This window comes from Kitasatospora sp. NPDC001261 (assembly GCF_042896795.1).
Taxonomy (GTDB): domain Bacteria; phylum Actinomycetota; class Actinomycetes; order Streptomycetales; family Streptomycetaceae; genus Kitasatospora.
Window position 1 is genome coordinate 139,875 of record NZ_JBIAXP010000023.1, and the last position, 12,962, is coordinate 152,836.

General features: G+C 75.6%; 15 protein-coding genes. 7 read left to right on the top strand and 8 right to left on the bottom strand.

The window, feature by feature from the left end:
• Positions 1-990 (top strand): ABC transporter substrate-binding protein, encoded by a 990-nt coding sequence (locus ACFY4B_RS28880; RefSeq protein ID WP_387972724.1) that lies wholly within the window; start codon positions 1-3, stop codon positions 988-990.
• Here ACFY4B_RS28880 and ACFY4B_RS28885 read toward each other — a convergent pair.
• On the bottom strand, positions 951-1,835 hold the full coding sequence (locus ACFY4B_RS28885) for a DUF6597 domain-containing transcriptional factor (protein WP_387972727.1): 885 nt from the start codon (positions 1,833-1,835) through the stop codon (positions 951-953). The genes ACFY4B_RS28880 and ACFY4B_RS28885 overlap by 40 nt on opposite strands.
• A 65-nt stretch (positions 1,836-1,900) precedes the next feature.
• Here ACFY4B_RS28885 and ACFY4B_RS28890 point away from each other — a divergent pair, with 65 nt between their 5' ends.
• The gene (locus ACFY4B_RS28890) at positions 1,901-2,488 is read left to right on the top strand and encodes a TIGR03086 family metal-binding protein (protein ID WP_387972730.1); all 588 of its coding nucleotides are present in this window, start codon (positions 1,901-1,903) and stop codon (positions 2,486-2,488) included.
• A gap of 102 nt (positions 2,489-2,590) precedes the next feature.
• Here the strand turns inward: ACFY4B_RS28890 and ACFY4B_RS28895 are convergent, their stop codons facing one another.
• Positions 2,591-3,466, bottom strand: coding sequence for a LysR family transcriptional regulator (locus tag ACFY4B_RS28895; RefSeq protein WP_380776396.1), 876 nt, complete (start codon positions 3,464-3,466; stop codon positions 2,591-2,593).
• Between the two features lie 107 nt (positions 3,467-3,573).
• Between ACFY4B_RS28895 and ACFY4B_RS28900 the strand changes: the two genes are divergently transcribed.
• The 3 genes from ACFY4B_RS28900 (at position 3,574) to ACFY4B_RS28910 (ending at position 5,848) form a co-directional block, all read left to right on the top strand.
• Positions 3,574-3,936: a nuclear transport factor 2 family protein gene (locus ACFY4B_RS28900; RefSeq protein WP_387972733.1), complete on the top strand. Its 363-nt coding sequence runs from the start codon at positions 3,574-3,576 to the stop codon at positions 3,934-3,936.
• A gap of 149 nt (positions 3,937-4,085) precedes the next feature.
• The gene (locus ACFY4B_RS28905) at positions 4,086-4,625 is read left to right on the top strand and encodes a hypothetical protein (protein ID WP_387972736.1); all 540 of its coding nucleotides are present in this window, start codon (positions 4,086-4,088) and stop codon (positions 4,623-4,625) included.
• On the top strand, positions 4,622-5,848 hold the full coding sequence (locus ACFY4B_RS28910; RefSeq protein WP_387972739.1) for a sensor histidine kinase: 1,227 nt from the start codon (positions 4,622-4,624) through the stop codon (positions 5,846-5,848). The genes ACFY4B_RS28905 and ACFY4B_RS28910 overlap by 4 nt, the downstream gene beginning before the upstream one ends.
• A gap of 22 nt (positions 5,849-5,870) precedes the next feature.
• Here ACFY4B_RS28910 and ACFY4B_RS28915 read toward each other — a convergent pair whose 3' ends face one another.
• From ACFY4B_RS28915 to ACFY4B_RS28925, 3 genes are all read right to left on the bottom strand, one after another.
• On the bottom strand, positions 5,871-6,671 hold the full coding sequence (locus ACFY4B_RS28915) for a hypothetical protein (protein WP_387972742.1): 801 nt from the start codon (positions 6,669-6,671) through the stop codon (positions 5,871-5,873).
• 134 nt (positions 6,672-6,805) lie between these two features.
• A complete protein-coding gene (locus ACFY4B_RS28920; protein WP_079272734.1) occupies positions 6,806-7,864 on the bottom strand; it encodes an acyl-CoA desaturase in 1,059 nt (352 codons plus the stop codon).
• Between the two features lie 163 nt (positions 7,865-8,027).
• Positions 8,028-8,633, bottom strand: coding sequence for a TetR/AcrR family transcriptional regulator (locus tag ACFY4B_RS28925; RefSeq protein ID WP_387972744.1), 606 nt, complete (start codon positions 8,631-8,633; stop codon positions 8,028-8,030).
• A gap of 68 nt (positions 8,634-8,701) precedes the next feature.
• On the opposite strand from ACFY4B_RS28925, the gene ACFY4B_RS28930 reads away from it, so the two are divergent.
• Positions 8,702-9,574 (top strand): alpha/beta fold hydrolase, encoded by an 873-nt coding sequence (locus ACFY4B_RS28930; RefSeq protein WP_074005455.1) that lies wholly within the window; start codon positions 8,702-8,704, stop codon positions 9,572-9,574.
• Between the two features lie 8 nt (positions 9,575-9,582).
• On the opposite strand, the gene ACFY4B_RS28935 is transcribed toward ACFY4B_RS28930, so the two are convergent.
• Positions 9,583-10,203, bottom strand: coding sequence for a TetR/AcrR family transcriptional regulator (locus ACFY4B_RS28935; RefSeq protein WP_387972748.1), 621 nt, complete (start codon positions 10,201-10,203; stop codon positions 9,583-9,585).
• A 97-nt stretch (positions 10,204-10,300) separates the two neighbouring features.
• On the bottom strand, positions 10,301-11,074 hold the full coding sequence (locus ACFY4B_RS28940) for an SDR family NAD(P)-dependent oxidoreductase (RefSeq protein WP_387972751.1): 774 nt from the start codon (positions 11,072-11,074) through the stop codon (positions 10,301-10,303).
• A gap of 134 nt (positions 11,075-11,208) precedes the next feature.
• On the opposite strand from ACFY4B_RS28940, the gene ACFY4B_RS28945 reads away from it, so the two are divergent.
• Positions 11,209-11,847: an NAD(P)-dependent oxidoreductase gene (locus tag ACFY4B_RS28945; protein ID WP_063780391.1), complete on the top strand. Its 639-nt coding sequence runs from the start codon at positions 11,209-11,211 to the stop codon at positions 11,845-11,847.
• Between the two features lie 125 nt (positions 11,848-11,972).
• On the opposite strand, the gene ACFY4B_RS28950 is transcribed toward ACFY4B_RS28945, so the two are convergent.
• The gene (locus tag ACFY4B_RS28950; RefSeq protein WP_387972754.1) at positions 11,973-12,950 is read right to left on the bottom strand and encodes a hypothetical protein; all 978 of its coding nucleotides are present in this window, start codon (positions 12,948-12,950) and stop codon (positions 11,973-11,975) included.
• Positions 12,951-12,962 lie beyond the last annotated feature (12 nt).

A 12,962-nucleotide genomic window follows, 5' to 3' on the forward strand; every position in this document is an offset into this window, starting at 1 on the left:
ATGCCCCGGATCTCCCGCCGCACCCTCCTCACCGGCCTCGGCGCGGGCGCGCTCGCGGCGGCCACCGGCTGCACCGCCGCCCGGCGGCCGGCCCCGGCGACCGCGGACGGCCCCGCCGCCGGCGCCTCGCCGTCCCCGACTCCGGTGCCGCCGGTGACGGTGAACGCCGCCACCGGCCCCGTCGTGGTGCCGGGCGCGCCGATGCGGGTGGTCGTGCTGGACACCGACGTGCTCGACTCCGCGCTGACCCTCGGCATCACCCCGGTCGGCGCCGCGCTCCCGGCCCGCGACACCCGCTACCCCGAGTACTGGCCGACCTCCCGGACGGCCGGGATCCGGCTGGTCGGCCCGGCCGGCTCGCCCGACCTGCCGACCGTACGGGCGCTGCGGCCGGACCTGATCCTCTCCAACCAGACCCGCGACGGCGACCGCTACGAGCAGCTCCGCGAGATCGCCCCGACCGTGCTCACCCAGACCGCCGGGGCGCCGTGGAAGGCCGACTTCCAGCTGCACGCCCAGGCGCTCAACCGGGAGGCGGCCGCGGCGGCCTTCGCCGGCGCGTACCAGAAGCACGCCGGGCAGGTGGCCCAGGCGCTGGCGGCGGCGAAGCTGTCCGGGCGCAAGGTGAGCCTGGTGCGGTTCGTGGAGGGCGGCGGCATCCGGCTGTTCGGCCGGCAGAGCTTCCCCGGCACGGTGCTCGCCGACGCCCAGGTCGGCCGGCCGGACGCGCAGAACGTCGACCAGTCCGACACCGAGATCCCGCCGGACCAGCTCGCCAAGGCCGACGGCGACCTGCTGCTCTACGCGACGTACGGCGATCCGGAGCTGTCCGGGGCCAACGCCGCCCTGGCGAGCCCGGGTTGGCAGGCGCTGGGGGCGGTCAAGGGGCACCGGGCGTTCCCGGTGGACGACCAGCTGTGGTTCCAGGGGATCGGGTACACCGGGGCCAACTACGTCCTGGACGAGCTGCAGCGCTTCCTCGGGGCCTGACCCGCCCCCGCGTAGCGGGCCGGGGGGACGCCGACGGCGGCGGCGAAGTCCCGGGTGAGGTGCGCCTGGTCCGCGTACCCCAGCTCGGCGGCGAGCGCGGCCAGGTCCAACCCGCCGTCCGTCCCGGCGCGTTCGGCGGCCTCGTGGAGGCGGGCCCGGCGCAGCACCCACTTCGGGGAGGCGCCGACGTACTCGGCGAACAGGCGCTGGAGGCGGCGGACCGTCAGGCCCAGCTCGGCGGCCAGCGCGTCCACCCGGCACAGGTCCGGCCTGCCGGTGATCCGGTCCACCATCGCGGCGACCTCGGCGGCGACCGGGTCGGGCTCGGGCAGCCGGGGGCGGAGGAAGGCGTCGGCGAGGGCCGCGGGGCTGCCGGACGCCCCGAGGACCTCCGCGTTGAACCGGTCGGCCCCGGGCCCGAAGTACTCGGCGGCGGGCACCGACCGGTCGGCCAGCCCGCTCACCGGGTGCCCGGCGAGGGCGCGGAAGGCGCCGGCCCGAAACCGCGCGCCCAGCACGTGCCCCGCGCCCTCCAGACGGCGGACGAAGAGCGAGCGGTCCACCCCGTACACGCGCGCCCGCGGGGCCTCGAAGACCAGGTGGACGTTCGGGTGGGCGAGCACCTTCTGCTCGTACGGCGGCAGGCCGCACAGGTCCCAGCGGACCAGCCAGTAGTACTCGACGAACCGGGCCACGGCCGGGTCGGGGACGAGCCGGTCCACGGTGATCAGCTCCGCCGCCCGGGCGGGGTGGAGCACGCCGCGGCCGAGGCCGGGAGCGTCCGGGGGTTCCAAGGGGTCCAAGGGGTCCAGGGGGTCCAGGGGGTCCAGCGGGTCCGTGCCCATGCCGCCAGGCTAGCCGTCGCGTTTCTTCAAGACCGGCCGGTACGGCCCCGCGCAGAATCGGCGCCATGACCGCCCACCCGTTGCACCCGCTCCTGGCCCGCGCCGCCTCCGCCGCCGCCGCTGTCGCCACCGCCGTCCCGGCCGACCAGCCCCTGGACGCGCCGACGCCCTGCACGGAGTTCGACACCCGTGCGCTGATCAACCACTGGGTGCTCTACACCTCGCACGGCCTGGAGCACCGGGCCCGGCGGGTCGAACTGCCCGAGGAGCTCGGCGCGCGGGACTTCACCGCCGACGCCGACTGGCGCTCCGGCTACGCGGCCCAGCTGGAGCGCGCGGTCGCGGCCTGGGCGGACCCGGCCGTCTGGGAGGGGGACGTCGACCTCGGCGGCGCCCCGGTACCGGCGGTCGGGATCGCCCGGATGCTGGTCCTGGAGCTGCTGCTGCACGGCTGGGACGTGGCCCGGGCGACCGGCGGGCGCATCGGGGTCGACGAGGAACTCGCCCTGCTGGCCGGGGAGATCGTGGCGGAGAACGCCGAGCTGTACCGCCGGTACGCGGGCTTCGCCGAGTCGGTGGCGCTGCCGGAGGACGCCTCCGCGTGGGACCGCGCGCTGGCCGTCTCGGGGCGCGATCCGCGCTGGAAGGCCTGAGCTCCGGTCGACGGGCCCGCCGGCCCGCCCGCGCCGGTACGGGGGGACGGCGCGGGCGGCGGGCGGCGCTCAGGCCGGGCGCATCACTGCGGCGGGCGGCGCTCAGGCCGGGCGCATCGCCGCGGCGAGCTTCGCGCGCAACAGCCGTACCGCCGGGGACTGCTGGTCGCGGCGGACGACCAGCCCGAGCCGGGCGCAGGTGGCGGCGTCGGCCAGCGGGACGGCCCGCAGCCCGGCGCCCGTGGCGGAGGAGGCGCTGAGGACGGCCACGCCCGCGCCGCGCTCGGCGAGCCGGAGCAGGGCGGCCGGGGAGCTGGCCTCGATGTCGACCCGCGGGTCGAGGCCGAGCCGGCGGCAGGAGTCCTGGTAGGCGGCGCGCAGGCCGGTGCCCGGGGGGAGGCAGAGGACCTTCTCGCCGCGCAGGTCGGCGAGGCGGAGCCGCGCCCGGTCGAGGGGGTGCCCGGCGGGGACGACGGCGGCGATCGGCTCGTCGACGACGACGGTGTCCTCCAGCCCCGGGGCGGCCTCGCCGGTGTAGCCGATCAGGGCCAGGTCGAGGGAGCCGGCCAGGACCTGCGCCTGGAGGTCCTCGGAGTGCCCCTCGTGCAGGCTGAGTTCGATGCCGGGGTGGCTTCGGCCGAGGTCGGCGACGGTGTCCAGGAAGGGCGGGATCGAGCAGCCCATGATCATGCCGAGCCGGACCCGGCCGCGGACGGCGTCGGCGAACTCGGCGGCGGTGTGCTGGATGGCGTCGAGGGTGGCCAGGGCGTTCCTCGCCAGCGGGAGGACCGCCTCGCCGACCGGGGTGAGGCGCACCTGCCGGCCGGTCCGGTCGAGCAGCTGCTGGCCCAGTTCGCGCTCCAGCTTGGCCACTTGGGTGCTGACGCCGGACTGGCTCACGTGCAGCCGGGCGGCCGCGGCGGTGAAGGTGCCCTCGTCGACCACGGCGGCGAAGTAGCGCAGCTGGTGCATCTCCATGGGCGACGACGATAGGCGACCGGACCCCTGCGGCATAACCAGAAGAGATGGACTCCATCCGATCCATCTGTTGGACGGATGGGTTGGATGCTCGGGAGGATGGCGGCATGACGACGACGAAGACCGCGCGTGAGCTTGCCGAGACCTACTTCACCGCCTGGGAGGCGGGCGACTTCGAGACCGTCCGGGGCCTGCTGGCCGACGACGTCGACTTCGTCGGCGCGCTGGGGACGGCCTCCGGGGTGGAGGAGGCGCTGGCCGGGCTGAAGGGGCTCGGACAGGTGCTGGAGAAGATCGACGTGAAGGTCCGGGTGGCCGAGGGCGACGAGGTGATCACCTGGTTCGAGCTGCGCACCAGCATCGCCCCGCCGGCGCCGACGGCGAACTGGATGCACGTCGAGGACGGGCGGATCAGCCGGATCCGGGTGACCTTCGACCCGCGCGGGCTGCTGGCCGGCTTCGGCGGCTGAGGGGCCTCGCGGCCGCCCGCGGGACGCGCGCGGGGGCCGCGACCGACCCCGCTCGGTCACTCACCCGAGCAGTCATCCCCCGCAGGCGACGCGGGACGGGGCGCGCTACCACTGGGTGAAAGCCCCCACTCCCCTCCGGGAGCCCCACCATGAGCGAATCGACGATCCCCGCGCCCACCGTCGGTGCCACCGTGCACCACGTCGAGTCGGACGGGAAGGCTGGTCCGGCCCTCGCCCACGGCATCCTCATCGGCCCCCGCACTCTCCTGGTGCCCGATCCGCCGCGCACGGTCGGCGACCCGTGGCAGAGCCTCGCCGTCCGCATCACCGTCGCCCCCGACCCGGGCGACGGCACCGAGGCCCTGCGCGTGGCCGGCATCAGCCTGGCCGCCTTCGCCACCGACGACGTCCGCGGCGCGGCGGCCTTCCTGACCCTGCTCACGCCGTCACGGCACGCGCCCGCCCCCGGGGAGGTCACCCGGGACCGGCTCAACGACACCCTGCGGCAGTACCACGGCGACCTGTGGGCCGCCCACGCCGCCCTCGGCTATCCGGTCCGTCCACCGGAGCGCGCCGCCCCGCCGGAACCGTGGTGGTCCGACATCCCGGTGGAGGGGTTCCGGGAGTTCGACGACAACTGGTGCTGCCTCGGCTCGAACACCTCGTGCTGCCGGGAACTCCGGTTGTGACGGAGGTCGCGACAGACGGCGTCCGCCGCCGGGGGTCACCGACCGTCACGGCGGCGGACGCCGCGCTGGCACTGGCGGTCACCGTCCCCGACGTCTTCTTCTACGCGGCCCCGCTCGCGACCGGGACGAACGTCCGCGACCAGCTGCTGCTGGCCGCGTTCGCCGTCCCGGAGGCCGTCGCGCTGACCTTCCGCCGACGGTGGCCGGAGGCGGTGTTCGCCGTCGTCTGGGCCGCCGCCGTGGGCGCGGCCCTGCTCTCCCTGAACAGCGGCTTCGCCTTCACCCCCTTCTTCGGCGTACTGCTCGCGCTGTACACGGCGGCCCGGCTGAGCGGCCGGCCCGCCTCCGTCGCCGCCCTCGTGCTGACGGCCCTGCCGATCGCCCTGGCCATCTGGTACCCGATCGCCGACGGGGCGGTGCCTCCCTCCCGTCGGGCGTCGTACCTCGTCAGCGGCATCGCCTACTTCCTGCCGATCACCGCCGTCGCCTGGGGCGCCGGCCGCCGGGTCCGGGCCGCCGCCCTCGCCGCCGAGCGCGACCAGCGCGAACTCGCGCGCGCCCGCCAGGCCGTCCTCGGCGAACGCGTCCAGATCGCCCGGGAGTTGCACGACATCGTGGCCAACGCGGTGGCCGTCATCGTCATGCAGGCCGACACCGCCCGCTGCACCGCGCCCGGCGACGCCGACCGACTGGCCGGCACCCTCCGCGACATCGAGGAACTGGGCCGCAACGCGATGGCCGAACTGCGCCGCATGCTCCGGCTGTTGCGCACCGCCGACGTCCCCATGACGGACGGGACCGGGCGCCACGGGCTCGCCGACCTGGGCCCGCTGCTGGAGGACGCCCGACGCGCCGGCATCCTGATCGACCTGGAGGTGCGCGGCACCCCGGCCCACCTCGACGACAGCGTCGACCTGACGGCCTACCGGCTGGTCCAGGAGGCCGTCACCAACATCATCAAGCACTCCGGCGCCGGCAGCCACGCCTCGGTGCGGATCAGCTGGTCCGAGGTGCTGACCCTCGACGTGGTCGACGACGGCGCGGGCCGCCGCCCCGAGGCCCGCCGGGGACTGTCCACCGGGCACGGCCTGCTCGGACTCGCCGAGCGGATCGCGCTGTTCGGCGGCGAGCTGACCGCCTCGCCCTACCGCACGGGCTTCCGGGTCACCGCCACCCTGCCGCTCTCCCCGCCGCCCTCCCCGCCGCCCGGCACGGCGGGCTGACCGGCCACGGCGGCTCCCGGCCTCACGGCGCCTCCTGCTGCTCCGCGTACCTGGTCGTGAAGCCCAGGACCGCCACGTACCGGCCCTCGGCCGGCCCGGTGACCTCGCTCGGCCGCACCGGCTGCCAGGCCAGGTACTCGGACCGCTGCCCCTCGTCGTTCCGGTAGCGCCGGCCGCCGTACTTCTCGTACCAGTAGTCCTCGCCGGAGGTCAGGAGTTCGGGGCCCGGCGGCCGGGAGACGCTCACGACCAGCTCCGTCCGCACCGCCTCGTCCGTCGCCGGCCTGAACTCCACCGACGGCGCGATCGGCCGGGCCGCCGCCTCCGCCACCTCCTCCGGGGTCGGGTCGGCGGGCGGCTGGTGGGCGTACTCATCGGCCGCGACCAGGCCGCTCCACCGCTGCGAGCTCCGCCAGCCCTCGGCGTCCAGGTACCGGTCCAGATCGGCCAGCCGGGAGCGGACGTCGCCGCCGTCGAAGGCCAGGTACACGTTCACGGTCCGCTCGCAGGCCACCGGCAGCCACAGCCCCCGGAGGAACAGGCCGCCGCGGTAGTCGGTGCGGCACACGTCGACCGTCGACCGCCCCAACCCCTGGGCCCACGGCAGCAGTTCGGGCAGCCGGTCGATCCGGTCGGCCATCCGCCGCTCGGCCGCCAGGCGGGCCTCCTCGGTCTCCGGCGCCCGCGCCAGCCCCGGGACGTCCGGCGGGGCCGGAATGGCCGTGTCGCGGTAGAACCGCCACCCGGCCCAGCCGCCGAACACGACCGCCACTCCCAGGAGCGCGATCAGCGCCCACCTCAGCCAGAACCGAACCACACCCACCCCCGGTCTCCACCCACCCCGCTCGGGCATCGTACGGGCGCGAACGCGCCGGCGGACGGGCGATGCCGCCGAAGGGCCGTCCCGGCGACGGATCCCGGCGCCAGGGCGTGACGGTCACCCGCCGGACGTGACGGTCACCCGCCGGAGCGGATCGGCTCGCCCGTCCGGTGCAGGTGGGTGAAGATCTCCCGGTAGGAGCGGAACAGGCCCGTCTCGTAGTACGCGACGCCCTTCTCGGCGCAGAACTCCCGGGTGATCCGGGCGGCCCGCCCGAGCGCCGGGGTCGGCATGCTGGGGAACAGGTGGTGCTCCACCTGGTAGTTGAGGCCGCCCATCACCGCGTCGATGAGCAGCCCGCCGCGGACGTTGCGCGAGGTGAGCACCTGGCGGCGCAGGAAGTCGAGCTTCATCTCCGGGGTCACCATCAGCATGCCCTTGTGGTTCGGGGCGAAGACGCTGCCCAGGTAGACGCCGAACAGCGCCTGGTGCACGGCGATGAAGGCGACGGCCTTGCCGGCCGGGAGCGCGGCGAACACCAGGCCGAAGTAGGCGAGGAAGTGGACCACCAGCAGCACGCCCTCCAGCACCGGGCGCTTCACCACGGGCCCGCGCAGCGCGCGGAAGCTGTTGAAGCTGAGGTTGAGGCCCTCCAGCAGGAGCAGCGGCACGAACAGGTACGCCTGCCGGCGGCCGATGAACCGGGCGACGCCGCTCGCCTTCCGGGCCTGCCGCTGGGACCACACCAGGAGTTCGGGGGCGACGTCCGGGTCCCGCTCCTCGTGGTTCGGGTTGGCGTGGTGGCGGGTGTGCTTGTTCATCCACCAGCCGTAGCTCATGCCCATCAGCAGGTTGGCGGCGATCCGGCCGCCGATCTCGCTCGGCACCCGCCGGTCGAAGACCTGACGGTGCGCCAGGTCGTGGGAGAGCAGGCCGATCTGGGCGAAGACGACGGACATCGCCGCCGCCAGGCCGAGCTGCCACCAGGTGTCGCCCAGCGCGAACAGGGCGTACCAGCCGCCGAGGAAGGCGGCGAACACCAGGGCCATGCGGGCGGCGTAGTAGCCGGGGCGCCGGTCGAGCAGGCCCTCGTCGACTATTCGGCGGGTCAACTGGGCGAAGTCGCTGCCGCCGCTCCCGGACCGGGAGGAGGGGGCTTCGGGCGCTTCGGTCGTCATCACGGGCTGCGCGGACATACCCCGGAGTCTGTCAGTGACAGGCCCTCCAGCGGAACGGGGAAAGCACCCGCCCCGTACGGGTGTTAGCCCCCTTGCCGCGAGGGGTGCCCGCCTGCCGCGACGATCGGCGGGCCGGACCGGCGGACCGGAGGGCCGTCGCGACGGTCGACGGCACCGGCCGTCAGCCCGCTTCCGGCCGCCCGAACAGCTCGTCCAGGTGGTACGCGAGGACCGCGAGCGCCTGCTCACCGGTGCGCTGGCCGCCCAGCACGCTGGAGCCGAGCCCGTTGACCATCGCCAGCAGCCCGGCCGCGACCGCCTCGACGTCCCGCTCCGGCCCGATCCCCCCGGCCTGCTGCGCCGCCCGGAGCTGCTTGACTAGGAAGCCCTCCAGGACGACCGGCGGCTGCGCGGCCTGCTTCGCCAGCACCTCGGGGTCGCCGAGCACCAGCGCGTAGTACGCCGCGTACGTCCTGGTGATCCGGCGGCTCTCGGCGTCCGTCGGCAGGATGCAGGACAGGATCGCCGTCACCACCTCCCGGGGGGCCCGGGCCTGGCCGATCCACCGTTCCATCCGGGCCTGGAGCTGGGCGCCGAGCCTGGCCAGGGCGTCCAGCAGCAGGCCCTCCTTGGTCGTGAAGTAGTACTGGACGAGCCGCAGCGAGACCCCGGCCTCCGTGGCGACGGCCCGCATGCTGGCGGACTGCAGGCCCTGGGTGTCGGCGATGCGCAGCAGGGCCTCGGCGATCTGCCGGCGGCGTTCCTCGTGGTCGACCTTCGCGGTCATTCCGGCCTCCGTCTGTTCGTCCCGCTTCACTTGGTACACCCGTATCATGCATGTGATACACATGTACCATGCGAATCAGCGAGTTCAAGAACGGCAAGGCCGAAGCCCGCTTCCGCGCCGCCTACGAGCGCGCGCTGACCGAACTCCGGCCGGGGCCCTGGACACCGCTCGACGTGCCCACCGGCTACGGCACCACCCGGGTGTACCGCACCGGCCGCGCCGAGGGCCGGCCGATTGTGCTGCTGCCCGGCTCCGGCGGCAACGCGCTGATGTGGCACGCCCACCTCGACGCCCTCGCCGCACAGCATCCCGTGATCGCCGTGGACACCGTCGGCGAACCGGGCGCCAGCGTGCAGAGCGCCCCCGTCACCGACGGCCGCGACGCCGCCGCCTGGCTGGAGGAGCTGCTCACCGCCCTCGACCTGCCCTCCGCCCACCTGGTCGGCTGCTCCTACGGCGGCTGGATCGCCCTCAACCACCAGATCCACCACCCCGGACGGACCGCCGCCCTCACCCTGGTCGAAACGGCGGGCCTCGCCGACCTGGACCGCCGCTTCTACACCTGGCTCGTCCTCGGCGGCCTCGCCGCGACGGCCCCGCGCCCGCTGCGCCCCCGGCTGGCCCGGCTGGTCGGCAACAGCGCCGTCCTGGAGACCGAACTGATGGCGCTGGTCCGCGCCTCGATGGGCTTCCGCCGCCGCCTGCCCCCGGCCGCCACCCTCACCGACCGGGAACTCGGCCGGCTCACCGCCCCCGCCCTCTTCCTCCTCGGCGAACGCAGCGCCCTGCACGACGCCCGGGCCGTCGCCGACCGCCTGCACCGGCTGGTGCCCACCGCCCGGGTCGAGATCGTTCCCGGCGCCGGCCACGCACTGCCCACCGACGACCCGGCGGCCGTCACCGCCGGCATCCTCGGCACGGCCGCGCGGCAGGCCGGCTGACCCGGGGCCTACGACCCGTCGACCGGCCCGCCGAGGGCGGCGCGGACCAGGCGGGTGACCGCCGGGGTGGCCACAGCCAGGTCGGCCCCGCCGCCCACGGCTCCCGCCGCCTCCGCCTCCGCCGCCAGCGCGTCGTAGGTCTCGAAGGCGGTGAGCACGAACAGCAGGCGCCCCGCGTCCGCCGGGGCATCGGGCAGCCGGCCGGCCAGCACCGCGGCGCCCTCCCGGCGGCGGGCGTCGCGGTCGGCGATGACCCGGCCGACCTCCTCGTCGAGCGCGGCGAGGGCGCGCAGGCGGCGGGTGCAGACCCGGTCGACCGCCCAGAAGCCGCCCATCACCTCGACGAAGCGGTCCACCGCCGCCCAGGGGTCGGCCTGGGTGAAGGCCTCGGCGAGCCGGGCCATGCCGCCCTGCTCGGCGAGGGCGTCGCAGACCGCCTCCAGCAGGCCCGCCTTGGAGCCGAACTGGTAGTAGACGGTCGCCCGGGCGACGTCCGCGCGGCGGGCGACCGCGTCCAGCGAGACCCCGCCGGTCTCGGCCAGGTGCGCGCGGGCGGCCGCGACGATCCGGGCGCGGGTCTCGTCGACCTCCGCCTGCCGCTGTCCCATCCGGTAGGACCGGGGGCTCATCCCGCTCGCCTCCACTCGTTCCGTGTGAACTGGCAGTATCGCCGATCGGTTCACCCGGGCGGGGAAGGCCCGGCGCCCGGCGGAGCGGGCCCGGCGCTCAGATCATGACCCGCCCGCCGCTGACGTCCAGGGTCTGCCCGGTGATCCAGGAGGACGCGTCGGAGGCCAGGAAGAGCGTGGCCGAGGCGACGTCCGCCGGCTCGCCGAGGCGGCCCAGCGGGTGCGCGGCGGCGACCGCGGCCTGCACCTCGGGCGGCATCTGCGCGGCGGTCCGCTCGGTGCGGACGGCGCCCGGTGCGATGGCGTTGACCCGCACGCCCTCACCGGCGACCTCCAGCGCGAGGTGCCGGGTGAACATCAGCACCCCCGCCTTGGCCGTGGCGTATGCCGCGGAGGCGCCGCCGGCCAGCCGGCCGGCCGTGGACGCCATGGTGACGATCGAACCGCCGCGGCGGGCCAGCAGGCCGGGCAGGAAGGCCTGGACGGCGAGGAAGGTGGCGGTGAGGTTGCCGTCGAGCACGGCCCGCCAGTGCTCCTCGGTCTCGCGGACGGTCGGCACCGGGTAGCCTCCGCCACCGGCGAAGGCGGCCAGGGTGTCGACGGGGCCGAGGTCCCGCTCGATCCGGGCGGCGGCGGAGCCGAGTGCCGCCGCGTCCGTGCAGTCGGCGACCAGTCCGAGCGCCCGGACCCCCTCCGCCCGCAGGCCCTCCGCCACCTCCGCCAGCGCCTGCGCGTCGCGCCCGAGGACGGCGACGGCCGCGCCCTGCCGGGCGAAGGCGCGGGCGGTCTCCGCGCCGATGCCGCGGCTGCCGCCGGCGACCACGACCACCCGGCCGTCCAGGTCGGGGTACCGATCCTGCCGAACTCCCATGTTCCATCGCTCCTTCGGGTTCGCACGCGCGGTGCGCCGTGGTTCACTTGATTTCATTCATACAGTCCGTCTGAATGAATAACAAGGCGCCATCCGAGACCGAACCATCCCGAACCATCCCGAGGAGGGAACCGATGAGGATCGCAGTCGTGGGTGCCACCGGACGCACCGGCCGTCTGGTGGTCGACCTCGCACTGGCCGCCGGACACACCGTCACCGCCGTCGCCCGCGACCCCGCCCGGCTGCCGGAGTACGCGCACGGCACCCCGCTCACCGCCCGGGCCGACGTCGGCCGGCCGGGCTCCCTGCGGGGGCCGCTGAGCGACCAGGACGCCGTCGTCGCCACCCTCGGCACCACCGGCCGCCGGACCGCCACCACCGTCTTCTCCGACGGCGCCCGGGAGTTGACCGCGGCACTGCGGGACGGCGGCGCCCGGCACCTGGTCACGATGAGCTCGGCGGGGCTGGACACCAGCCGGCTCCCGCGCGCCCAACGGGTGGTGGCCAGGCTGGTGGTCGACCGGCTGTACCGGGAGGTCCACCACGACCTGGCCCGGATGGAGGCGGTGCTCGCCGGCTCCGACACCGCCTGGACGGTCGTCCGCGTGCCGATGCTCAAGGACGGCCCGCCGTCCCCGGGCCCGCAGGTCTCGTACGACCGTCCGCTCCCCCGGGCCGGCACCGCCACCCGCGCCACCGTCGCCCACTGGATCGTCGACCACCTCGGCGACCCGACGACCTTCCGCCGACTCGTCCACCTCGCCGACGACTGACGCCCCGCCCGCGCCCCGGCGGCACCGTCACACAACGGCGGCGCCCACGCCGTCGTGGACGGCTCCGGCTGCTTCGTCCGCAAGTAGCCCTGCCCGGCGGGGCCGGACCGGACCGGCCCCCGCGCTCAGCCCTGCTGCTGCGGCGGGCGGCGGCGCAGGGCGAGCAGCAGCAGGACCACCGCCGACAGCACGGCGGACAGCCGCAGCACGTTCGGGGCGGACGACCAGCTGATCGCGCCCAGCGGCGAGCCCGACTGGAGGCCGCCGCCCTGTCCGCCGGCCTGCTTGGCCTGCTGCATGGAGTAGAAGGTGGACACGCTCATCGTGACCAGCGGGATGCCGAGGATCACGAACTTCCGCATCAGGTCGGAGATCTGGCGGGACAGGTAGCCGAGGCCCCAACCGGCCAGCATGGCCGGGAGGAAGCCGGAGACCGCTCCGCCGACCAGCAGCGCGCAGGAGAGCAGGATCAGCGGGGAGGGCTTGCGGGCGGGCGCCTCCTTCTCCGCCTCCTGGCCCTTCCCCTTGGCCTTCCCCTTCCCTCTCGCCTTGGCCTTGCCCCCGGCCTTCCCGGCCGGGGGCTCGGGCGGCGCGGGAGGGGCGGCGGGGGCCGGCCTGAGCCAGCCCCTGCGCGGCTTCTTCGTCAGGTCCGCGGCGGGCGCCGCCGCCTCCGCCGCCTCCGCCGCCGCCTGCTCGGCGGCCTCCTCGGCGGTGCGCTGCCCGGGGATCGGCTTCGGCGCGGGCCGCGGCCCGTCCGAGAAGTCGAAGAGCGTCATCGTCCACGGGCCGGTGCTCGACACCGTCGTCGGCGGGGGCCCGTCCGGCCGGTCCCCGGCGACGGTCTCCGGCAGGTGCAGCGGCACGGATGGGATGCCGCCCGCGCTCGGCGCCGGCGGGTCGTACACGCTGTCGGGGTCGAAGTCCGGAGCGGGAACGGCGGCGGACGGAGCCTCCGGAGCGCCGCCGGACGCGGCCTCACCCGAACCGGCGCCCGAGCCCGAACCCGAGCCGGTGTCCGAAGCGGCGTCCGGGCCCGCGTCCGGGCCGCCGACCGAACGCTCGCTCCACGGCCCGCTCTTGCGCCACCACTCGCCGTCCGTCATCACCGACCACCC

What these genes read in the sequence shown, in the direction of transcription:
- ACFY4B_RS28905 (WP_387972736.1), top strand. Translation starts at nt 4,086, where the DNA reads ATGAGCGAATCGACGATCCCCGCGCCCACCGTCGGTGCCACCGTGCAC.
- ACFY4B_RS28930 (WP_074005455.1), top strand. Translation starts at nt 8,702, where the DNA reads ATGCGAATCAGCGAGTTCAAGAACGGCAAGGCCGAAGCCCGCTTCCGC.
- ACFY4B_RS28935 (WP_387972748.1), bottom strand. Translation starts at nt 10,203, where the DNA reads ATGAGCCCCCGGTCCTACCGGATGGGACAGCGGCAGGCGGAGGTCGAC.
- ACFY4B_RS28895 (WP_380776396.1), bottom strand. Translation starts at nt 3,466, where the DNA reads ATGGAGATGCACCAGCTGCGCTACTTCGCCGCCGTGGTCGACGAGGGC.
- ACFY4B_RS28885 (WP_387972727.1), bottom strand. Translation starts at nt 1,835, where the DNA reads ATGGGCACGGACCCGCTGGACCCCCTGGACCCCCTGGACCCCTTGGAC.
- ACFY4B_RS28890 (WP_387972730.1), top strand. Translation starts at nt 1,901, where the DNA reads ATGACCGCCCACCCGTTGCACCCGCTCCTGGCCCGCGCCGCCTCCGCC.
- ACFY4B_RS28900 (WP_387972733.1), top strand. Translation starts at nt 3,574, where the DNA reads ATGACGACGACGAAGACCGCGCGTGAGCTTGCCGAGACCTACTTCACC.
- ACFY4B_RS28950 (WP_387972754.1), bottom strand. Translation starts at nt 12,950, where the DNA reads ATGACGGACGGCGAGTGGTGGCGCAAGAGCGGGCCGTGGAGCGAGCGT.
- ACFY4B_RS28920 (WP_079272734.1), bottom strand. Translation starts at nt 7,864, where the DNA reads ATGTCCGCGCAGCCCGTGATGACGACCGAAGCGCCCGAAGCCCCCTCC.
- ACFY4B_RS28880 (WP_387972724.1), top strand. Translation starts at nt 1, where the DNA reads ATGCCCCGGATCTCCCGCCGCACCCTCCTCACCGGCCTCGGCGCGGGC.
- ACFY4B_RS28940 (WP_387972751.1), bottom strand. Translation starts at nt 11,074, where the DNA reads ATGGGAGTTCGGCAGGATCGGTACCCCGACCTGGACGGCCGGGTGGTC.
- ACFY4B_RS28945 (WP_063780391.1), top strand. Translation starts at nt 11,209, where the DNA reads ATGAGGATCGCAGTCGTGGGTGCCACCGGACGCACCGGCCGTCTGGTG.
- ACFY4B_RS28925 (WP_387972744.1), bottom strand. Translation starts at nt 8,633, where the DNA reads ATGACCGCGAAGGTCGACCACGAGGAACGCCGCCGGCAGATCGCCGAG.